Origin of the sequence: Mycobacterium arosiense ATCC BAA-1401 = DSM 45069 (assembly GCF_002086125.1) — a bacterium.
Taxonomy (GTDB): Bacteria; Actinomycetota; Actinomycetes; order Mycobacteriales; family Mycobacteriaceae; genus Mycobacterium; species Mycobacterium arosiense.
Window position 1 is genome coordinate 59,204 of the sequence record NZ_MVHG01000018.1, and the last position, 20,828, is coordinate 80,031.

Here is a 20,828-nt window from a genome sequence, read left to right on the forward strand (position 1 = left end):
GGACATGGTGAACACAGACGCGCGACGCACAACCGTCCGGCTGGCAGCAGCGGTGCTGGCCGGCCTGATGGTAGCTTTCGCCGTACTGACCTACCTTTCCTACACGGCGGCCTTCGCGTCAATCGACACCGTCACGGTGTCGGCGCCCCGGGCCGGGCTGGTGATGGAGAAGGGCGCCAAGGTCAAGTACCGGGGCATCCAGATCGGCAAGGTCGAAACCATCGAGTATTCCGGGGACCAGGCGCGGCTCACGCTAGGGATCAACAGCGACGCCCTGCATTTCATTCCGTCCAACGCGGCGGTGCACATCGCGGGTAACACCATCTTCGGCGCCAAGGCGGTGGAATTCGTTCCGCCCCAAGCGCCGTCACGCACGTCGCTGCGCCCGCAGGCGCATGTCGCGGCCTCTTCGGTGCAGCTGGAAGTCAACACGTTGTTCCAGTCGTTGATGGACCTGCTGCACAAGATCGACCCCGTCGAACTCAACGGGACGCTGAGCGCGTTCGCGGAAGGTTTGCGCGGTCACGGCGACGACCTGGGCGGCACCTTGTCGGGCCTGAACACCCTGACGCGCCAGGCCAACCCGAAGCTGGCCGCCCTGCAGGAGGACTTCCGCAGGACCGGGGTGGTGGCCAACGTGTACGCCGACGCGGCGCCCGATCTGACCACCGTCATCGACAACCTGCCGACGATCAACAAGACGGTCGTGGACCAGCAGAAGAACCTCAACGACACGCTGTTGGCCACCATCGGCCTGTCGAACAACGCGTATGACACCCTGGCCCCGGCCGAACAGGATTTCATCGACACGATCAACCGGCTGCGGGCCCCGCTCAAAGTGACCGCCGACTACTCGCCGGAATTCGGCTGCCTGTTCGCCGGAATCGAGCGCGGTATCAAGGAATTCGCGCCACTGCTGGGCGTCCGCAAGGCGGGCCTGTTCACGTCGTCGAGCTTCGTGCTGGGCGCGCCGTCGTACACCTATCCGGAATCGTTGCCGATCGTGAACGCCTCGGGTGGTCCGAATTGCCGCGGGTTGCCTGACATCCCGACCAAGCAGACCGGCGGCTCGTTCTACCGGGCGAAGTTCCTGGTGACCGACAACGCGAACATTCCCTACGAGCCGTTCACCGAACTGCAGTTCGACGCACCGTCGACGTTGCAGTTCTTGTTCCACGGAGCCTTCGCGGAACGGGATGACTTCTGATGCCGGAGAGTTCGGGTATGCCCTCGCACCGCGAGATGATGATCAAGGTCAGCATCTTCGCGGTGGCTATGCTGCTGGTGTCGGCGGGGCTGGTGGTGGTGTTCGCCGACTTCCGCTTCGGTCCCGAAAGCACCTATCACGCAACGTTTACCGACGTGTCGCGGCTGAAGTCCGGCCAAAAGGTGCGCATCGCCGGGGTGCCGGTCGGTGCGGTGTCGGACGTCAAGCTCAACCCCGACAACACCATCGACGTGACGTTCGGAGTAGACAAGCGCTACACGCTCTACTCGTCGACCCGGGCGGTGATCCGCTACGAGAACCTGGTCGGTGACCGGTATCTGGAGATCACCTCGGGCCCCGGAGAACTACGAAAGCTGCCGCCCGGTGGAACCATCAACAGCCAACACACCCAGCCCGCACTGGATCTCGATGCGCTGCTGGGCGGGCTGCGTCCGGTGCTCAAAGGACTTGACGCCGACAAGGTCAACACCATCAGCAGCGCCGTCATCCAGTTGCTGCAGGGCCAGGGCGGTGCGTTGGCCAACGTGTTGGCCGACACCAGCGCCTTCTCCTCGGCCCTGGGTCAGCGCGACCAGCTCATCGGCGACGTGACCAACAACCTCAACACAGTGCTGACGACCGTCGACCAACGCAGCGCACAATTCTCGGCCAGCGTCGACCAGTTGCAGCAACTGATCACCGGGCTCGCCCAGCATAAGGACGACATCGCCGGCGCCATCCCGCCCCTGGCGTCGACGACGACGGATCTGACGCAGCTGCTGAAGAATTCGCGCCGCCCGCTGCAGGGCATCCTGGAGAACACCCGCCCGCTGGCCACCGAACTCGACAACCGGAAGGCCGAGGTCAACAACGACGTCGAGCAACTCGGCGAGGACTATCTGCGGCTGTCCGCGTTGGGCGCCTACGGGGCGTTCTTCAACATCTACTTCTGCTCCGTGACGATCAAGATCAACGGCCCGGCCGGTAGCGACATTCTGCTGCCGCTTGGCGGCCAGGTGGATCCCAGCAAGGGGAGGTGCGCTTTTGCCAAGTAATGCAAGGCGTGAGCGTGATCCATTGCGCACCGGCATTTTCGGTGTGGTGCTGGTGGTGTGTGTGGTGCTCATCGCGTTCGGTTACGCCGGATTGCCGTTCTGGCCACAGGGCAAGATCTTTGACGCCTATTTCACCGACGCCGGCGGCATCAATCCCGGCAATGCCGTTTATGTTTCGGGCTTCAAGGTCGGCAAGGTGACCTCGGTGGGCCTGGCCGGTGACAGCGCCAAGATCAGCTTCAGCGTCGACCGTCACGTCGCCGTGGGTGACCAGTCGCTGGCCGCGATCCGCACCGACACCATCCTCGGTGAGCGCTCCATCTCGGTGACCCCGGCCGGTGGCGGCAAGGCGACCACCATCCCGCTCAGCCGCACGACGACGCCATACACGCTCGCCGGTGCGCTCGAGGACCTGGGACAAGATGCCAACAACCTGGACAAGCCGCAGTTCGAGAAGGCGCTGAACGTGCTGACCGACACGCTGCACGACGCCAACCCGCAGCTTCGTGGGGCGCTGGACGGTGTGACGTCGCTGTCGCGCGCTTTGGATCGCCGCGACGAGGCGCTGCAAAGCCTACTGGCGCACGCGAAGTCGGTCACCAGGATGTTGTCGCAACGGGCCGAGCAGGTCAACAGACTGGTCGACGACGGCAACGAGTTGTTCGCCGCCCTCGACGAACGGCGCCGCGCGCTGGCCCAGCTGATCTCGGGGATCGATGATCTCTCGACGCAGATCTCCGGTTTCGTCGCCGACAACCGCAAGGAATTCGGTCCGGCGCTGGGCAAGCTCAACGACGTGCTGAGTAACCTCAACGAGCGCCGCGACTACATTACCGAGGCCCTCAAGCGGCTGCCCACCTACGCCACCGAGCTGGGCGAGGTGGTCGGTTCCGGTCCCGGGTTCAACGTCAACGTCTACGGCGTGATCCCGGCGCCGCTGCTTGCCACCATGTTCGACTTCTTCTACCAGCCCGGCAAGATGCCCGCCAGCCTCGCGGACTACCTGCGCGGCTTGATTCAGGAGCGCTGGATCATCCGGCCGAAGTCACCATGACGCAGCGGATCGTGCGCAGCCGGGGACTGCGCTACGCCACCATCATCGCGCTCGTCGCGGTGCTGGTGGGCGGCGTGTATGTGCTGTCGTCGCAAGGGAATAACCGCAAGATCATCGGCCATTTCACCTCTGCGGTCGGCCTGTATCCCGGTGATCAGGTGCGCATCCTCGGTGTCCCGGTCGGGACCATCGACACGATCGAGCCGCGGCCGTCCGACGTCACGATCACCATGTCGGTGAGCAAGGACGTGAAAGTCCCGAAGGACGCCAAGGCGATCATCATGTCGCCAAACCTGGTGGCGGCCCGTTTCATTCAGCTGACCCCGGCGTACACCGGCGGCCCGGAGATGGCCGACGGCGCCAGCATCGGCCTGGGCCGCACCGCGGTGCCGGTGGAATGGGACGAGGTCAAGGAGTCGCTGACCCAGCTGGCCGCGCAACTCGGCCCGACGGCCGGATCGATGCAGGGACCGTTGAGTGCGGCGATCAACCAGGCCGCGGACACCTTCGACGGCAAGGGCCAGTCGTTCCACAACGCCCTGCGTGAGCTCTCGCAAGCCGCTGGGCGGCTGGGGGATTCGCGCGGCGACATCTTCGGCACGGTGAAGAACCTGCAGGTGCTGGTCAACGCGTTGTCGTCCAGTAACGAACAGATCGTGCAGTTCGCCGGGAACGTCGCCTCGGTGTCGCAGGTGCTCGCCGACAGCTCACGCCACCTAGACACCACGCTGGGCACGCTCAACAAAGCGCTGTCGGACATTCGAGGATTCCTGCACGAGAACAACTCGACGATTGTCGATACGGTCAACAACCTCAATGATTTCGCGAAGACGCTGAGCGACCAGAGCGACAACATCGAGCAGGTGCTGCACGTGGCGGGCCCGGGTATCGCCAACTTCTACAATATCTACGACCCCGCCCAGGGCGCGCTCAGCGGTCTGCTGTCGATACCGGAATTCGCCAACCCCGTGCAGTTCATCTGCGGTGGGTCCTTCGAGACCGCCGGCGGGCCGCGGGCGCCCGACTACTTCAAGCGCGCCGAGCTCTGCCGTGAGCGGCTGGGTCCGGTGCTGCGCCGGCTCACTGTTAACTACCCGCCGGTGATGTTCCACCCGCTCAACACGATCACGGCGTACAAGGGCCAGATCATCTACGACACTCCGCAGACGCAGGCCAAGGCCGCGACCCCGGTACCCCAGCTGACCTGGGTCCCGGCCAAGGGTGCCCAGACGCCGCCCGCCGCGCAGAACCCGGCGGATCTGCAGGCCTTGCTGGTCCCGACAGCCCCGCAGGCCGCGCCCGCGCCGGGACAACCGGCGCCGGGCGGCGCCCCTCCCGCGCCCGGCCCCGCACCAGGAAGCGCGTTCGGTCCGCTGCCGGGCCCGGCGCCCAATGGGCCGGCACCCAACGCGCCGGCGGCCGGCTTGGGCGGTGGCGGATGAACCGGATGTGGTTGCGCGCCGGCGGATTGGCGACGGGCAGCATGCTGCTGGCGGGATGCCAATTCAACGGACTGAACTCGCTGGTGATGCCCGGCACAGCAGGTCACGGCAGCGGCGCCTACTCGATCACCGTCGAACTGCCGGACGTGGCGACCCTGCCGCAGAACTCTCCGGTCATGGTGGACGACGTCACCGTCGGCAGCGTCGCGGGCATCTCGGCCGAACAACGCGCCGACGGATCGTTCTATGCGGCAGTGAGATTGGCGCTGGACAAAAACGTGGTGCTGCCCGCCAACTCGACCGCGACGGTCGCCCAGACCTCACTGCTCGGTTCGATGCACATCGACTTGGCTCGCCCGAAGGACAAGCCGGCCGTCGGCAAGCTGAAGGACGGGTCGAAGATCGCGGAGGCCAACACGGGTCGCTACCCCACCACCGAAGAGGTGCTCTCGGCGCTCGGCGTGGTGGTGAACAAGGGCAATGTCGGTGCGCTGGAAGAGATCACCGATGAGACCTACCGCGCGGTCGCCGGCCGGCAGGACCAATTCGTCGACCTGATCCCGCGGCTCGCGGAACTGACCTCGGGACTCAACCGTCAGGTCAACGACATCATCGACGCCGTGGACGGATTGAACCGATTCTCGGCGGCCCTGGCGCATGACAAGGACAACTTGGGCCGGGCGCTGGACACGCTGCCCGAGGCGATTCGCGTGCTCAACAAGAATCGTGGGCACATCGTCGAGGCCTTCGGCGCGCTGCACAAATTGGCGGATGTCACCTCGAACATCCTGGCGAAGACGAAGGTCGACTTCGCCGCCGATTTGAAGGACCTGTACTCGGTGGTCAAGACCCTCAACGACAACCGGCGCAACTTTGTCACCTCGCTGCAGCTGCTCTTGACGTTCCCGTTTCCCAACTTCGGCATCAAGCAGGCGGTGCGCGGCGACTACCTCAACGTGTTCACCACCTTCGATCTCACCCTGCGCCGCCTCGGTGAAACGTTTTTCACCACAGCGTATTTCGACCCGAACATGGCCCACATGAACGAGATCCTCAACCCACCCGACTTCTTGACCGGCGAACTGGCCAACTTGTCCGGGCAGGCCGCGGATCCGTTCAAGATTCCGCCCGGCACGGCTTCGGGGCAATAGGGGGCCGCGCAGATGCATGACAGACTGATCAAGATCCAGCTGGCGATCTTCGCGGTGATCACGGCCCTAACGCTGAGCGTGATGGGGATCTTCTACCTGCGCCTGCCCGCGACGTTCGGTATCGGAACCTACGGCGTGAGCGCCGATTTCGTTGCCGGCGGCGGCCTGTACAAGAACGCCAACGTCACCTACCGCGGCGTCGCGGTGGGCCGCGTCGAGTCGGTGGGGCTCAGCCCCAACGGCGTCATCGCCGATATGCGACTGAACAGCGGCACCGCCATTCCGTCGAACGTCACCGCCACCGTGAAGAGTGTGTCGGCAGTGGGCGAACAGTACATCGATTTGGTGCCCCCCAGCTCGCCGGCATCGACCAAGTTGACCAACGGATTTCGCATCCAGCGGCAGAACACCCGGATCGGCCGGGACGTCGCCGACCTGTTGAAACGCTCGGAGGCCCTGGTCAACAGCCTGGGCGATACCCGGCTGCGCGAGCTGCTGCACGAAACGTTCATTGCGGCAAACGGTTCCGGCCCCGAGCTGGCCCGGCTGTTCGAGTCCGCCCGGCTGCTGGTGGACGAGGCCAACGCCAACTATCCGCAAGTCTCGCAGTTGATCGATGAGGCCGGCCCGTTCCTGCAGGCCCAGATCCGCGCCGGCGGTGACATCAAGTCGCTGTCCGACGGGCTGGCGCGGTTCACCTCCGAGGTCCGTCAGGCCGACCCGCAGCTGCGCGACACCCTGGCGACCGCTCCGGGCGCCACCGACGAGGCCAGCACCGCGTTCTCGGGCATCCGTCCCTCCTTCCCGGCTTTGGCCGCCAGCCTGGCCAACCTCGGGCGGGTCGGCGTGATCTATCACAAGTCGATCGAGCAGCTGCTGGTTGTCCTGCCGGCGCTGTTCGCCGCCATCACCACCGCCGCGGGCGGTGGGCCGCAGGATGAGGGCGCCAAGCTGGACTTCAAGCTCGACCTCAACGACCCGCCGCCGTGCGCGGTCGGCTTCTTGCCACCGCCGCTGATGCGCACCCCGGCCGACGAGACGGTGCGCGAGCTACCGAAGGACATGTACTGCAAGACCGCGCAAAACGATCCCAGCACCGTGCGCGGCGCCCGCAACTACCCGTGCCAGGAGTTCCCCGGCAAGCGCGCCCCGACGGTCCAGTTGTGCAGGGATCCGAAGGGCTACGTGCCGATCGGCCGGAACCCGTGGCGCGGCCCGCCGGTGCCGTACGACACCCCGGTGACCAACGGCTTGAACGTGTTGCCTCCCAACAAGTTCCCGTACATTCCGCCGGGGGCCGAGCCGGATCCGGGTACACCCATCGTTGGGCCACCGCCCCCGGGCGTGGTGCCCGGGCCGGGCCCGTTGCCGAACAAGCAGCCGGCGTTCGACCCGCCGCCGCCCAATGACAACGGGCCACCGCCGCCGTTCACTTCGTGGCAGCCGCCCGGTGTGCCACCGGTGCCGCCTGCGCTTCCGTACCCGAAGTGGCTGCCCCCGCCGCCGGCGCCGGAGGGCATCAGCCCGCCGCCAGCGGGCCCGGGACCGGAGAAGCCGTGGGGGCCGCCGCCCGGAGGGCAGCCACAGGCCAGCGGCCCGGCATATGCCACCTACGACCAGAAGACCGGCGCGTTTATCGATCCGGCCGGCGGCACTGGTATCTTCGCGGCCGGCGCCACCGGCACCTCCGGCGCCGAGAATTGGGTGGACCTCATGCTTGATCCAAGGCCGATGTGATGGACCCTGCCGTGGCTGACGAACAAACGAACAAACCACGCGTGCGCCGTCGGGCCTCCCGCGCGGCGGGGCCGGCCAAGGGTGGTTCGGCCCGGGAAGTCACGGTCCGCACTGACGTTGCGCCCGCGCCGACGCCGCCGCCCAAACCCGTCAAGGCCCTCAAGTCCATCAAGCCTCCGCCGCGGCGGCAGGCGCACCGTGCCCTGGTCGCGCGCATCTCGTTCGCGGCCGCGCTGCTGGCGGTCGGTGCGCTGGTCGCTTGCGTGGTGGCGCTGATCGCTTCGCAGCGCCACGCCACCGCGGCGCAGGCACGCGATCAGCGTTTTGTCGACACCGCGACGCAGACGGTGGTCAACATGTTCAGCTACAAGCAGGACAACATCGACGAAAGCGTGAATCGGTTCGTCAACGGCACCAGCGGCCCGCTGCGCGGCATGTTGAGCGCCAACAACAACGTCGAGAACCTCAAGGGCCTGTTCCGCTCGACCAATGCGACGTCGGAAGCCGTCATCAACGGCGCCGCGCTGGAAGGCGTTGACGCCGTTACCGATAACGCGTCGGTGCTGGTGTCGGTTCGCGTCACGGTCGCCGACATCGACGGGGTCAACAAGCCGTCCATGCCCTACCGTCTGCGTGTCATCGTGCACGAAGACGACGCCGGGAAGATGACCGGCTACGACCTGAAATATCCAGACGGGGGTAATTGATGCGCTGGCGGCGTTGGCTGCTGGTCGTCGCGGGCTACCTGCTGGCGGTGGCGTTCGTCGGGCTGTCGGCGGTGGCCGGCTTGATGTACTGGGACCGGGTGCAGATTCGTGGTGAGCAGGCGGCGCGTGCGGTATTGCCGGGGCTGGCGGCCAAGGAGATTCCCGAGGTCTTCGCCTACGACTACCAAACCGTCGAGCGGAGCCTGTCGGCGGCGTATCCGCTGTTGACCCCCGACTATCGCGCCGAGTTCCAGAAAAGCGTCAACAACCAGATCATCCCCGAAGCCAAGAAGCGCGAAGTGGTCGTGCAGGCCAACGTCGTTGGCGTTGGGGTGATGTCGGCCAAACGGGAGTCGGCATCGGTGATGGTCTTCATGAATCGCACGGTGACCGACAAATCACGCCAACCGTTGTACGACGGCAGCCGGCTGCGGGTGGACTTCAAAAAGATCGGCAAGCAGTGGCTGATCGCCTACATCACGCCGATCTAGCCGAGTCGTGATCGGCCGGCCTCAGTAGCACATCGCAATGCCGTTGCAGTACAACGGGTAACGATTGATCGGGCTGGGCGGCGGGCCGATCATCGCCAACGAGAATGGCTGTTTCTTCATCTCCGGCTGCATTCCGCACACGGGGCCGTGCAGCGTCGTGTGGGTGCCGCTCATCGTCTCGTCGCTGAACGCGAAGGTTTCGGTGGACGGCGCGGTGCCGCCGCCCGGGCATGCCACCCCGTCGGCCTTGTCGACCTTGAAGGTCCATAGCATGCTGGACATCCGGGCCCGGCCGCTGAAGTTCTGTTGCTTGTCGGCGGCGCTGATCTGCTCGGGCGTCGAACTCACGATGTTGAGCGCGCAGTTCATCGCGAACACGATCGGATCGGAATAGTCGTTCATGTTCCGGGTGCCCGAGGGCTGATCGCAGAGCGCCGAGATGGTCCAGGTGACCCCGGAGACGCCCGCCTCGTTGAAGCTGTAGGTGCCGTCCGCCGGCGGCCCGAGCGCTTTGGCCGGTTCAGAAGATTGCAGCGCGATCCCCACCGCGACGGCCGTACAGATGCCCGCACCCGCGGCCATTGCCTGCCGGAGCTTCATGCGATGCCCCCTCCTTCGCGAGCGACCCTGCACCTGAGTATCACAGCCTTCGGGCGTCGACACCATGGGGTCTCGCGGATGCTAATCGACGTCATCGGGCCGGGATTCGGCGAGCGCGTCGAGGAACGACCTCGCCCACCGGTCCACGTCGTGAGCCAGCACCTGGCGACGCAGTGACCGCATCCGGCGGCGTCCCTCTTCGTCGGACTGGTTGAGCGCGTCCTCGATCGAATCCTTGACGCCCTCGAGGTCGTGCGGATTGACCAGATACGCCTGGCGCAGTTCGGCGGCGGCGCCGGTGAATTCGGAGAGCACGAGTGCGCCGCCGAGATCGCTGCGGCAGGCGACATACTCCTTGGCGACCAGGTTCATCCCGTCGCGCAGCGGGGTGACCAGCATGACGTCGGCGGCCACGAAGAACGCGATGAGTTCGTCACGGGGGACCGGTCGGTGCAGGTAGTGCACCACGGGATGCCCGACTTCGCCGTACTCGCCGTTGATGTGGCCGACCTGGCGTTCGATGTCGTTGCGCAGCTGCTGGTAGCTGTCCACCCGTTCACGGCTCGGTGTCGCCAGCTGGACCAGCACGGTGTCGTCGCGCTTGGCGCGGCCCTCCGCGAGCAGCTCCGAAAAGGCTTTCAGGCGAACGTCGATGCCCTTGGTGTAGTCGAGGCGGTCGACGCCCAGCAGCACCTTGCGCGGGTTGCCCAGCTCGGCACGGAGCTGCCGGGCGCGGCGCTTGATGTCGCGGTGGCGGGCCGCCCGGTCCAGCGCGGTGGAATCGATGGAGATGGGGAAGGCGCCCACCCGAACGACGCGGGAGCCCAGATCCACCTCGCCGTAGCGCGACCGCACGCCCACCGCCCCGCGTGAGGTGTTGGCACCGATCAGCCGCCGGGCCAAAAACAAGAAGTTCTGCCCGCCGCCGGTCAGATGGAACCCGACCAGGTCGGCGCCGAGCAGACCCTCGACGATCTCGGTCCGCCACGGCAACTGCATGAACAACTCGACCGGCGGGAAAGGGATGTGCAGGAAAAACCCGATGGTCAGGTCGGGCCGCAGCTCGCGCAGCATCTTCGGGACCAGCTGCAGCTGGTAGTCCTGCACCCAGACCGTCGCGCCTTTTGCGGCGGCGCGGGACGTGGCTTCGGCGAAGCGGCGGTTGACGTCGACATAGCGGTCCCACCACTCGCGGTGGTAGATCGGTTTGACGATGACGTCGTGATACAGCGGCCACAGCGTGGCGTTCGAGAAACCCTCGTAGTACTCGGCGACGTCGGCCACGCTCAGCCTGACCGCGCGGAGCTCCAGGTCTTCCTCGACGATCGGTTCGTCATCGTGGTCGGTGTCCTCGTCGACGATCCCGGGCCAGCCGACCCACGCCCCGCGCCGGCGGCGCAGCAGGGGCTCGAGGGCGGTGACCAATCCTCCGGGGCTGCGTTTCCATGCCGTGGTGCCGTCGGGAAGCCGCTCCTGGTCCACCGGCAGCCGGTTGGCGACTACGACGAAGTCGGAGTTCCCGTATCTAGCCGCCTTTGAGCGTCGCCCACCCCGGGAAGACATTTATGCGTCGAGCTTCGAAGGTCCAATACCCAGCATGGAAAGGAACACCCGGCACTCGTCGGCGTCGGTGGCGTACGCCGCGACGACCCGCCTCGCCTGGCTCGCGGTGCTGTCGGCCACCGGTTCGACGTCGCCGATTTCGCCGGGATCAGATTTAGTAGGCATGGCTTAACTGTAAGCGACGCTGCTGACCGGTCGCAGCCGTCTCACCAGCTAATGGGCTCTGGCGACGCTTATGGCTGGTTTGCAGGGGTGCGCCGCGCCGCCCGCGAAGATCCGATCAACGGTCGCCGCGGTGATGCAGGATAAGCGGGTGGTCGATCAGCGCGCCGATAACGACGTGGTGATGTTCTTGATCCTGGGGTGCGTGCGGGCCGGTGGCGGAGCACCCCAGCGGGCGCCCCGGTTACACACTGGCCGTAATGTCTAAACAAGTCGGACCTGACAACAAGCGAGGTGGGCGGAATGACTCTTTCCGAGCAAGCCGGTGCGCGGGCGGCCAACGCCGGCGCCGAGGAGCTGGTGACCTACGAAACTCTCGACGAGGGTCTCATCGCCCGAATCTGGCTCAACCGGCCCGACGCGCACAACGCGCAGAGCCGCGGGCTGCTGGTTCAGCTCGACGAGGCGTTCCTGCGCGCCGAAGCCGATGACGCCGTGCGGGTGGTGATTTTGGCCGCGCGCGGCAAGAACTTCTCCGCCGGCCACGACCTCGGCTCGGAGTTGGCGCTCGCCGAGCGGGCGCCCGGGGCGGGACAGCATCCGACGTTCCGCATCAACGGCGCCACCCGCGACCCGGTGGCGGAGAAGACGTATCTGCAGGAGTGGCACTACTTTTTCCAAAACACCTGCCGCTGGCGCGATCTGCGCAAGATCACCATCGCCCAGGTGCAGGGCAACGCGATCTCGGCCGGCCTCATGCTGATCTGGGCGTGCGATCTGATCGTCGCCGCCGACAACGCGAAGTTCAGCGACGTGGTCGGCGTCCGGATGGGCATGCCGGGCGTCGAGTACTACGCCCACCCTTGGGAATTCGGCCCCCGCAAGGCCAAAGAACTGCTGCTGACCGGTGATGCGCTGGACGCCGACGAGGCCTACCGCCTCGGCATGGTGTCCAAGGTCTTCCCCGCCGACGAATTGGCCAACAAGACACTGGATTTCGCGCGGCGCATCGCCGAGCGGCCCACGATGGCCGCCCTGCTGATCAAGGATTCGGTGAACGCGGCCTCCGATGCAATGGGCTTCACCGAGGCGCTGCGGCACGCGTTTCACATTCACGAACTAGGGCACGCGCACTGGGCGGCACACAACGAGAACAGGTATCCCATCGGCCTGCCGCCCGACGTCGAGGACTGGCGCAACGCCAAGCCGACCAGGCTGGCCCGTCGCGACACCCCGTAGCGCGCGGCAGGGGTGTAACGAGACCGGGGGAGCGATATTCACCCGGAGGGGACATGCTTCTATAGCTAGAACCTGTTCGGAGTTGAAGGGGCCTCGCGTGCAGCTATCTTTCCAAGACCGGACCTACCTGATCACCGGGGGCGGCAGCGGAATCGGCAAGGGCGTGGCCGCCGGACTGGTCTCGGCCGGGGCATCGGTGATGATCGTCGGCCGCAACCCGGACCGCCTGGCGGGCGCCGTCGAGGAAATCGAGCCGCTGGCCGCCAACGGCGGCGCGATCCGCTACGAGCCCACGGACGTCACCAACGAGGACGAGGTGGTTCGCGCGGTCGACGCCGCAACGGCCTGGCACGGTCGGCTGCACGGGGCGGTGCACTGCGCCGGGGGCTCGTTGACGGTCGGGCCGATCACCCACACCGACTCCGAGGCATGGCGAAACACCGTCGACCTCAACGTCAACGGCACCATGTACGTGCTCAAGCACGTCGGGCGCGAACTGGTGCGCGGCGGCGGCGGCTCGTTCATCGGGATCTCCTCGATCGCCGCCAGCAACACCCATCGCTGGTTCGGGCCGTACGGCGTCACCAAGTCGGCCATCGACCACATGATGATGCTGGCCGCCGACGAACTCGGAGAGTCGTGGGTGCGCGTCAACAGCATCCGTCCGGGTTTGATTCGCACCGATCTTGTTGACGCAAGCGTGATTCAGTCGCCGGAGATCAGCGCGGACTACGCGCTGTGCACGCCGCTGCCCCGGGTGGGCGAGGTCGAGGACGTGGCGAACCTGGCGATGTTCCTGCTCAGCGACGCGGCCGCCTGGATCACCGGCCAGTGCATCAACGTCGATGGCGGACACATCTTGCGCCGCGGCCCCGACTACTCCTCGATGATGGTGCAGATGTTCGGCCAGGACGCGCTGCGCGGAGTGGTCTGAGCCGGGGAAATCGCATGAAAAGGCTTGACGGCAAAAGAATCCTGGTTACCGGCGCCGCGTCGGGCATCGGTCAGGCCACCGCGCTGCGCTTGCTGGACGAGGGCGCCGCCGTCGCGGCCTCCGACGTCGCCGCCGACGGCCTGAACACAACCAGGGCGCGGGCCCACCAGGCCGGCACCGCCGAGCGGCTGTCCACCGTGCCGATGGATGTCGGCAGCGAGGCTTCGGTGATAGACGGGGTGCGCGCGGCGGTCGAGCAGCTGGGTGGGCTTGACTCGCTGGTCAACGCCGCCGGCATCCTGCGGGCCGCGCACACCCACGAGACCAGCCTCGAGCTGTGGAATCGGATCGTCGGCGTGAATCTGACCGGGACCTTCCTGGTGGTCCGGGAAGCGCTTCCGTCCCTGCTGGCCAACCCCCGCAGCGCGGTCGTCAACTTCAGCTCCACGTCGGCGTCGTTCGCCCACCCCTATATGGCCGCCTACGCCGCCAGCAAGGGCGGCATCCAGGCCTTCACCCACTCGCTGGCGCTCGAATACGCGCGCGGCGGTTTGCGCGCGGTGTGCGTCGCACCGGGCAGCATCAAGTCCGGGATCACCGACGCCACCGGCGAATACATTCCCAAAGACGCTGACTGGTCACTGTTTTCGAGGCTGATGCCGGTGCTGCCCACAACCGTCGAATCTAGCGGCGCCGGGATGGCCGAGCCCACCGCCGTCGCCGGGGTGATCGCCATGCTGGTGTCCGACGACGGGGCGTTCATCACCGGCACCGAAATCCGCATCGATGGCGGCACCCATGCTTGAAAGCTGGGGCTAGTTGACGCAGGGCACGCCGCCGCCGTCGATCGGCCTGCCCTGATCGGGCGTCGGATAGGTCGTGGTCGTGCCGTTGTAGTAGTAGCTCTTGGCCTTGGTGGACGTGGTGCTGGAGCTGGTGCTCGTGGTGTCGTCCAGCTGCGTCTCGTCGGGGGTGGGCATCGAGAAATTGGTGTCCACGGTAAGGCGGATGTGTCCGGGCTGCACCGCGGAGCTGGGCTGCTTGGGCGGGTCCACGCCGAGCAGGTTGGCCAGGTTGAGCGCATCGGTTTGTGCGCCGGTTCCGTACTCGATCGCTGTGGAGGTCGGATCGCCGGATTCGCGGTCGCGGACCTGACCCTGGGTGTAGCCCTTCCTTTTCAGCGCGCGGGATACTTCGGTGGCCAGGCCGCTCATGCTGCCCGCGTTGACCACGTCGACGATAGTGGACGGATCGGGCTTCACGGCCGTCGTGGTGGGCGCGGTCGTCGTGGTGTCGGCGCCGATCGCCGCAGCCACCTCGGCCCTGATCGCCGCCGGGTCGACGATGTTGACGTCCTGGCCGTCGATGTTGTCGTAGCGCACCACCGGCAGCGTCCGGAACTCGACGTTGCCGCCGGCCAGCCCACCCAGGCGCTGGATCATGTCGTCGTTCCACCCCGCCGAGAGCACCACGTCCTTGCGCGCCACCGCCATCAGATTCTTGAGCTTGTCGATGTTGGTGAAGGTGCCCGCGGCCTGCAGTTCCTGCATGACCGACGAGATGAACGCCTGCTGCCGGTGGGTGCGGTCCAGGTCCCCGTTGTCCAGGCCGTGCCGCTGCCGGACGAACGACAGCGCCTCGGAGGCGTCCAGGCGCTGCCGCCCGGCCGGGAAGTCGGCGCCCGAATACGAGTCGTAGACGGGGTGGTTCAGGCACACTTCGACGCCGCCGAGGGTCTGCGCCAGGTCGAAGAATCCGGCCAGGTTGATCTCGGCGAAGTAGTCGATGGGGACACCGGTCAGGTTTCGCACCGCGCGCAGCGTCGCCGCCCGACCGGCTTCGCGGCCCTTGGTCTCGAGTTCCTTCTGGGTGGTGTCGCCCTGGTTGGCCAGCTTTTGGGCGACGTACTGCTTGGTGAGCCCGTATGCCTCTTTGATCTTGATGTGGGTGTACCCCGGCACCCCGGTGAAGGGCACCCAGTCGTCGCGCGGGATCGAGAAGGCGACGACCTTGTTGTCGGCGCTGACGTGCACGAGGATCATCGTGTTGGTGTTGTAGCCGCCGTCGTCGGAGTCGCCGGCGTGCAGATGCTTCAGGATCGAGCTGGGCAGGTCGTTGCCGTCCTGGTCCTTACGCGAGTCCAGCCCGATCAGCAAGATGTTCATGTTGTCGCCTACAGACCGCGGGTCGTCGGGCAGCAGGGCGTTCGACACGGTGATCCCGCCCAGCGCGCCGTGCGCCACGTAGTACCCCGCACCGGTCAGGCCGACGGCCGCCACGGAGACCAGCGCGCCCAGGGTGCGCGTCAGCCCTTTGCGGAGACGGGAGGGTTGACGGACGGCTCGATGACGGCGATGCGCGCCGCCCGAGCGGGCCATCACAAACCTCTGCCCACGCCCAGCACATCACCAGGCACCGCAACGGCGCTCTGCGGCGATGTCGCTTCAAGCATGGTGACAATTATGCGTTAGCTCGCTATGAAGCCCCCAATCGAGAGCACCCGTCACACGGTCGACGGGAGCGCATTCGGCGGGCCGGCCGAACTCAATTAGCGCCCGATATCCGCGCTCTACCAGCGAGTTTGCCTGGCGTCCGGCGTCCTGGTCGCCAAACCGTATCGTGCTGGTCACGCCGCCGTCCGGATCGAGCCGAAGTTGTTACCGGGCGGACACCGCCCGGCGGCCCGCTCTCGCATCAAACCGCCCAGCAAACGCCGCCGCCGGCTGTCGGGGCTTGACCAGGTCCTCACCCGAGGAATAGACGAGCGTGATGTTGGCGCCGGTGACGATCTCGGCGAGGTAGACGCCCAGCGGTTCGACTTCGTAGTAGTAGTGGAGGTTGCCGTTGGTATCCACCGTCGACGCGCATGAATAGTCGGGTGCACCGCATCGTTGCGTGACGGGTATCGCCAGGACGGTGAGCAGCGCGACGACGGCAACGGCGACGATCAGCGGGATCCTGGTAGCCGCCGACCTCGATTGCGCCGGATTGACCACGGTTGGAGTGTATGCGGCTGGTCCGGTCGGTACCGGCGCGGGCGTTTGGCCGCCCGGGTACGGCGGGGTACGCACCATGGGCCGCGCGAGGGACTGAGCATGATCCGCACCCGCCTGCGGCCGTCCGACGTCATAACCACCCGAGCGCTTGACGCCCTCGGAACCACCCGAGCGTCAGCCGCCGGGATAACGAACAGGATTGGAGACAGATATGCGCGCGGAGGAAGGCGACGAATCCGTCAAGGACTATGCGCACGAGGGGCAGGAAACCCTCGGCCGCATCAAGGCTTCGCAGCACGCGGGCGGTCGCCTCGGCGACATCGCCCGGCGCTTCGCGGGCCTGTGGCGAGGCCAACGGCGTCCCGAAGACGGCGGTCCCGCCGCGTAACCGCTTCAGCTGCCGGCTAACCCGGCGCCGGATGCCGGTGGACCCAGGGGCGCGCCTCTTCCAATTGCGCGGCCAGGCTTAGCAGATCGCCGTCTGACCCGATCGTCCCGACGAACTGCACACCCAGCGGAAGTCCGGCGTCCGTCCAATGCAGGGGCACGCTGATCGCTGGGCGGCCGGTGAGGTTGGCCAGCTGCGTGTAGGGCACCCAGCCCAGACTCTCCTGGATGAGGTCATCGAGAATTCCGCTGAGCCCCATCAGTTTTCCGGCCCGCACCCTGCTGACCAACCGGGCCACCCGCTGCAGCACGGCCGACGTCGTCGTGGCGCCGACCGCCAGCGGCGGGGTGGCCAGAGTGGGGGTCAAAAAGAAGTCGTAGCCGGCGTGGAACGCCGTCAGGGACTGGACGTAATCGTTCCTGTTTTCCAAAGCGGACATCACCGCCAGCACGCCGCCGGAGCGCCCGAGTTCGGCGATGGCCAAGGTGTCGGCCTCAAAGTCGTTGTCGCGCGCGCCGGTTCGCCTCTTGATGTCGGCGACCTGCTGATACAGCTGGGCGAACCAGATGGTCAAGAAGTCGCGCCCGAGCGCGGCATCGTCGTAGGGGGGTGCGACCTCTTCGACCTGGTGGCCCAACTCTTCGAGGAGGGCCGCGGTCTTTTCGACCGCGGCGACCGCCTCGCGGTGCGGCCGCGCGTTGATGGCCGACCGCGCCGAGTACCCGATCATCAGGGTCTTTGGCCGATGTTTGATTTGTTCACCAAAGGGTTTGTCGGGCAACGCCACTCGGTACGCCGCGCTCGGATCGGGCCCGACGATCGCATCGAGCAGCGCCGCGCTGTCGCGCACGGTGCGCGACACCACACCCTGGGTCGCCATGCCCAACAGCAGTTCACCGGTCTGCGGACCGTACGGCGCCAACCCCCGGCTGGGCTTGAGGCCCACCAGCCCGTTGCAGGCGGCGGGAATGCGGATCGACCCGCCGCCGTCGTTGGCGCCCGCCGCCGGCACGATTCCGGCCGCCACGGCCGCCCCGGATCCGCCCGACGAGCCACCGGGCGTATGCCCGATGTCCCACGGGTTGCGGGCCGGGCCCCAGTATTCGGGTTCCGTCACGCCCTTGGCCCCGAACTCCGGAGTGTTGGTCTTGCCGAAGATCACCAGGCCCGCGTCGAGGAACCGCTGGGTGACCAGGGCGTGCCGGTCGGCCACGTCATGAGCCAGCGAGCGGGACCCGCACGAGGTCGCAAAGCCGCGGTATTCCTGGCCGAGGTCCTTGATCAGGAACGGCACGCCGGCGAACGGCCCGCTCAGTGAGGGGTCGGCGGCTTGCCGGTCGGCAACGTCGTCGAGGCGGCAGACGATGGCGTTGAGCCGCGGATTCACCGCTTCCGCCCGTTGCCGCGCCAACGCGAGAAGTTCGGCAGGGGAGACCTGCTTGCTCGCGACCAGCTCGGCCAGGGCGGTCGCGTCCCGCGACATGTACTCGTCAAGATGCATGCATTCCCCTTCGCTGCGGTCCCGGTCCGGGCGGCGCCGGCAAGACCCGCCATCCCTCGGGTTGACGCCGCCGCATGCCGTAGACGTTAAGCCGACGCGAGCTTTTCCCTGACCGCGCCTTAGTATCACCTGATGCCCACGGCAGCTGAACCGTTCACGATTCAGGGCCCCGGCGGGGTGCAGATCGTCGCTGACCGCCTCGGGGATCCGCAGGCGCGCGCCGTGGTGTTCCTGCACGGCGGCGGCCAGACCCGCCGGTCGTGGGGTAAGGCGGCCGCCGCCGTCGCCGCCCGCGGGTGGCAGGCCGTCACCGTCGACCTGCGCGGCCATGGCGAATCGGATTGGTCCGATGACGGCGATTACCGCGTTGTCAGTTTCGCCGCCGACGTCCAAGAAGTGCTGCGCAGGCTGCCCCCGCAACCGGTTCTCGTCGGCGCCTCCCTGGGCGGTTTCACGTCGATGCTGCTCGCCGGGGAGCTGTCGCCGGGTATCGCCAGCGCGGTCGTGCTGGTGGACATCGTGCCGAACATGGACCAGTCCGGGGCAAACCGGATACACGCCTTCATGGCCGACCGGGTCGAGTCGGGCTTCAGCTCGCTCGATGAAGTCGCCGACGCGATCGCCGAATACAACCCGCACCGGCCGCGACCGACGGATCTGGAAGGCCTGACCACCAACCTGCGTCGCCGCGGCGATCGCTGGTACTGGCATTGGGATCCGCAGTTCATCAGTGGCACTGCGGCTTTCCCTCCTTTCGAGGTCACCGACCCCGATCGGATGCACTCCGCGGTCGAGGCCATCCTGCGTGGCGGGGTGCCCATCCTGCTGATTCGCGGGCAGATGAGCGACCTGGTCAGCCAGGAGCGCGCCGACGAATTCCTCGCGCGCTTCCCGCAAGTCGAGTTCGCCGATGTCCGCGGTGCGGGGCACATGGTGGCCGGTGACCGTAACGACATCTTTGCCGACGCTGTGCTGGACTTTCTTGCCCGGCATGTCGACGCCGGGTGAACTACGTGCTCGGAATAGATTATTCGCCATCTCATTTCAGATGGGCAGCGCTGCTACCATCTGCCGGGCACAAGCGGAGGGGGACGGCGTGACCATGCCGTGGTTGCGGGGTGTGGGACTCTTCGGGGCTGTGCTCGTGGCCGCGACGACGATGGCGAAAACCGCTGTGGCAGCGCCGCCCCCGGCCCTGCCGTTACCGCCCCCGGCGCCGGGCATCGGAGTTGATCATGAATCCGGCAGGTGCACAGCCGGATTCGCGGCACAAGGTTCCGACGGCAGCTACTACCTGATGACCAGCGGGCACTGCGACGCGCACGACGGCGCCGAATGGACCTACGGCAACGATGCCCCGCTCGGCAGGATCTCCGCGAGCGAGCACGAGGGCGACAAGAGGGACGCCGCGATCATCCGTCTCGAGCCGAGCGTCGGCATGCCGGCGGGCGACGTCGGCGGCCGGTACCAGGTGCGAGATGTGTTGAGCCGCCAGCAGATTGAGGTCGGAATGCCGTTCTGCAAGATCGGTGCCGTGACCGGTGAGACGTGTGGTGCCATCAAAGGCATCAATGGTGACGTCGTCGAAGCCAGCGTGTTCAGCCTGGACGGCGACAGCGGCAGTCCCGGCTTCGTGATGAACCCCGACGGCACCGTCAGCGCGGTCGGCCTGTTGATGTCATCGCCCGATGGTGATGACCACACGACCTACTTCATGCTCATCGATCCGCTGCTGGGCAAGTGGGGCCTGCGCGTTCTACCGTGACGGGCGCCCCGGACGGCGAAACGTGACGTAGCGTTTGCGGTTCCGGGATACCGGGTACCAGGTGGACCGGCCGTAACGCGTCGGCCCTAAAGGGCCTTAGATTTACGCCTATGTTGACGCGGCCAACGTGAAGAGGCAGCGGAACCAGCGACACGAAGGGAAGCAGTAGTGAAGCGTGGGATCGTGGTCGGCGTAGCCGGCGTGGCCCTGGTGGCCGCCGCCAGCGCCGGATGTTCGAGCAACAAATCCAATACCGGGGCGTCGGGCTCGTCGTCATCTGCGGCGGCGGGAGCGGGTCCGGTGCTCATCGTCGACGGTCAGCATCAGAACATCAGTGGGCAGGTCACCTGCAACGCCGCGGGTGACAACGTCACCATCGGCATCGGCGACCCGACCGCCGGGCTCGGCGCGGTGGTCAGCAACGGGAATCCGCCACTGGTGCACTCCGTCGGATTGGGCACCGTCAACGGGATCGCGCTCGGTTTCTCCGACGCGGCGCCCAGCCAGAGCGGCAACGCCGGAGCCGCGGTCAACGGCAAGGATTGGGCGATCAAGGGCACAGCTACCGGTACCGACATGAGCAACCCACAGCAACCGCAGCAGGTAACCAAGCCATTCGAGTTGGACGTCACCTGCCCGTAGGGCAGGTGCCATAACTCCGAAGAGGGGACGCAGTTATGTCTATGAAACGTGTCGTCGGCGCTGCCGCGTTGGCCGCCGGGCTGAGCATCTCCGCGGCGACGCTGAACGCCGGGTCGGCGTACTCCGCTCCGCTTGACCCGCCGCCGTGCCCGAATTGCCACGGTGGGGGTGGCGGTGGCGGTGGCGGGGGGAAC

At 66.7% G+C, this 20,828-nt stretch carries 20 protein-coding genes and 1 pseudogene; 15 read left to right on the forward strand and 6 right to left on the reverse strand.

Going from position 1 to position 20,828, the window contains the following annotated elements:
- Nucleotides 1–4 precede the first annotated feature (4 nt).
- The 8 genes from BST14_RS10670 to BST14_RS10705 are packed head-to-tail and all read left to right on the forward strand — an operon-like array spanning nt 5 to nt 8,844.
- Entirely contained in the window at nt 5–1,207 is a 1,203-nt protein-coding gene (locus tag BST14_RS10670; RefSeq protein ID WP_083064476.1) for an MCE family protein, read from the forward strand.
- Nucleotides 1,207–2,262 carry a virulence factor Mce family protein gene (locus tag BST14_RS10675; protein ID WP_083064477.1) on the forward strand — a complete coding sequence of 352 codons (1,056 nt, stop codon included), beginning with the start codon at nt 1,207–1,209 and terminating at the stop codon, nt 2,260–2,262. Before BST14_RS10670 ends, BST14_RS10675 begins: the two co-directional genes overlap by 1 nt.
- Nucleotides 2,252–3,316, forward strand: coding sequence for a virulence factor Mce family protein (locus tag BST14_RS10680; protein ID WP_083064478.1), 1,065 nt, complete (start codon nt 2,252–2,254; stop codon nt 3,314–3,316). Before BST14_RS10675 ends, BST14_RS10680 begins: the two co-directional genes overlap by 11 nt.
- The gene (locus tag BST14_RS10685) at nt 3,313–4,758 is read left to right on the forward strand and encodes a virulence factor Mce family protein (RefSeq protein ID WP_083064479.1); all 1,446 of its coding nucleotides are present in this window, start codon (nt 3,313–3,315) and stop codon (nt 4,756–4,758) included. Before BST14_RS10680 ends, BST14_RS10685 begins: the two co-directional genes overlap by 4 nt.
- The gene (locus BST14_RS10690; RefSeq protein ID WP_083064480.1) at nt 4,755–5,909 is read left to right on the forward strand and encodes an MCE family protein; all 1,155 of its coding nucleotides are present in this window, start codon (nt 4,755–4,757) and stop codon (nt 5,907–5,909) included. Before BST14_RS10685 ends, BST14_RS10690 begins: the two co-directional genes overlap by 4 nt.
- A 12-nt stretch (nt 5,910–5,921) precedes the next feature.
- Nucleotides 5,922–7,646: a virulence factor Mce family protein gene (locus BST14_RS10695; RefSeq protein ID WP_083064481.1), complete on the forward strand. Its 1,725-nt coding sequence runs from the start codon at nt 5,922–5,924 to the stop codon at nt 7,644–7,646.
- Nucleotides 7,646–8,353 carry an Rv1363c family protein gene (locus tag BST14_RS10700; protein ID WP_083064482.1) on the forward strand — a complete coding sequence of 236 codons (708 nt, stop codon included), beginning with the start codon at nt 7,646–7,648 and terminating at the stop codon, nt 8,351–8,353. Before BST14_RS10695 ends, BST14_RS10700 begins: the two co-directional genes overlap by 1 nt.
- The gene (locus BST14_RS10705) at nt 8,353–8,844 is read left to right on the forward strand and encodes a mammalian cell entry protein (RefSeq protein WP_083064483.1); all 492 of its coding nucleotides are present in this window, start codon (nt 8,353–8,355) and stop codon (nt 8,842–8,844) included. The genes BST14_RS10700 and BST14_RS10705 overlap by 1 nt, the downstream gene beginning before the upstream one ends.
- Before the next feature lie 21 nt (nt 8,845–8,865).
- Here BST14_RS10705 and BST14_RS10710 read toward each other — a convergent pair whose 3' ends face one another.
- The 3 genes from BST14_RS10710 to BST14_RS29460 all read right to left on the reverse strand — a co-directional run bounded on the left by BST14_RS10710 (nt 8,866) and on the right by BST14_RS29460 (nt 11,172).
- The gene (locus BST14_RS10710) at nt 8,866–9,444 is read right to left on the reverse strand and encodes a hypothetical protein (protein ID WP_083064484.1); all 579 of its coding nucleotides are present in this window, start codon (nt 9,442–9,444) and stop codon (nt 8,866–8,868) included.
- Nucleotides 9,445–9,525: 81 nt separating this feature from the next.
- Nucleotides 9,526–11,007, reverse strand: a complete 1,482-nt coding sequence (locus tag BST14_RS10715; RefSeq protein WP_083064485.1) for an alpha,alpha-trehalose-phosphate synthase (UDP-forming) — start codon at nt 11,005–11,007, stop codon at nt 9,526–9,528.
- Nucleotides 11,008–11,172 (reverse strand): hypothetical protein, encoded by a 165-nt coding sequence (locus BST14_RS29460; protein WP_112632220.1) that lies wholly within the window; start codon nt 11,170–11,172, stop codon nt 11,008–11,010.
- Nucleotides 11,173–11,472: 300 nt separating this feature from the next.
- Here BST14_RS29460 and BST14_RS10725 point away from each other — a divergent pair, with 300 nt between their 5' ends.
- The 3 genes from BST14_RS10725 (at nt 11,473) to BST14_RS10735 (ending at nt 14,148) form a co-directional block, all read left to right on the forward strand.
- On the forward strand, nt 11,473–12,408 hold the full coding sequence (locus tag BST14_RS10725) for an enoyl-CoA hydratase (RefSeq protein WP_083064487.1): 936 nt from the start codon (nt 11,473–11,475) through the stop codon (nt 12,406–12,408).
- A 97-nt stretch (nt 12,409–12,505) separates the two neighbouring features.
- Nucleotides 12,506–13,342 (forward strand): SDR family oxidoreductase, encoded by an 837-nt coding sequence (locus BST14_RS10730; RefSeq protein WP_083064488.1) that lies wholly within the window; start codon nt 12,506–12,508, stop codon nt 13,340–13,342.
- Nucleotides 13,343–13,356: 14 nt separating this feature from the next.
- Nucleotides 13,357–14,148, forward strand: coding sequence for an SDR family NAD(P)-dependent oxidoreductase (locus BST14_RS10735; protein ID WP_083064489.1), 792 nt, complete (start codon nt 13,357–13,359; stop codon nt 14,146–14,148).
- 9 nt (nt 14,149–14,157) lie between these two features.
- On the opposite strand, the gene BST14_RS10740 is transcribed toward BST14_RS10735, so the two are convergent.
- Together BST14_RS10740 and BST14_RS10745 are read right to left on the reverse strand one after the other, a co-directional pair.
- On the reverse strand, nt 14,158–15,720 hold the full coding sequence (locus tag BST14_RS10740; protein ID WP_142279350.1) for an LCP family protein: 1,563 nt from the start codon (nt 15,718–15,720) through the stop codon (nt 14,158–14,160).
- A 348-nt stretch (nt 15,721–16,068) separates the two neighbouring features.
- A pseudogene (locus tag BST14_RS10745) lies at nt 16,069–16,338 on the reverse strand (hypothetical protein); the annotation flags it as partial.
- A gap of 211 nt (nt 16,339–16,549) precedes the next feature.
- Between BST14_RS10745 and BST14_RS30340 the strand changes: the two are divergent.
- The gene (locus tag BST14_RS30340) at nt 16,550–16,726 is read left to right on the forward strand and encodes a hypothetical protein (protein WP_169926072.1); all 177 of its coding nucleotides are present in this window, start codon (nt 16,550–16,552) and stop codon (nt 16,724–16,726) included.
- 16 nt (nt 16,727–16,742) lie between these two features.
- On the opposite strand, the gene BST14_RS10750 is transcribed toward BST14_RS30340, so the two are convergent.
- A complete protein-coding gene (locus BST14_RS10750) occupies nt 16,743–18,227 on the reverse strand; it encodes an amidase (RefSeq protein ID WP_083064491.1) in 1,485 nt (494 codons plus the stop codon).
- 132 nt (nt 18,228–18,359) lie between these two features.
- Between BST14_RS10750 and BST14_RS10755 the strand changes: the two genes are divergently transcribed.
- The 3 genes from BST14_RS10755 to BST14_RS10765 all read left to right on the forward strand — a co-directional run bounded on the left by BST14_RS10755 (nt 18,360) and on the right by BST14_RS10765 (nt 20,634).
- Nucleotides 18,360–19,235 (forward strand): alpha/beta fold hydrolase, encoded by an 876-nt coding sequence (locus BST14_RS10755; protein ID WP_211280698.1) that lies wholly within the window; start codon nt 18,360–18,362, stop codon nt 19,233–19,235.
- A gap of 88 nt (nt 19,236–19,323) precedes the next feature.
- Nucleotides 19,324–19,992, forward strand: coding sequence for a S1 family peptidase (locus BST14_RS10760; RefSeq protein WP_083064500.1), 669 nt, complete (start codon nt 19,324–19,326; stop codon nt 19,990–19,992).
- 168 nt (nt 19,993–20,160) lie between these two features.
- Nucleotides 20,161–20,634, forward strand: a complete 474-nt coding sequence (locus tag BST14_RS10765) for a lipoprotein LpqH (RefSeq protein WP_083064492.1) — start codon at nt 20,161–20,163, stop codon at nt 20,632–20,634.
- The last annotated feature ends 194 nt before the right edge of the window (nt 20,635–20,828 follow it).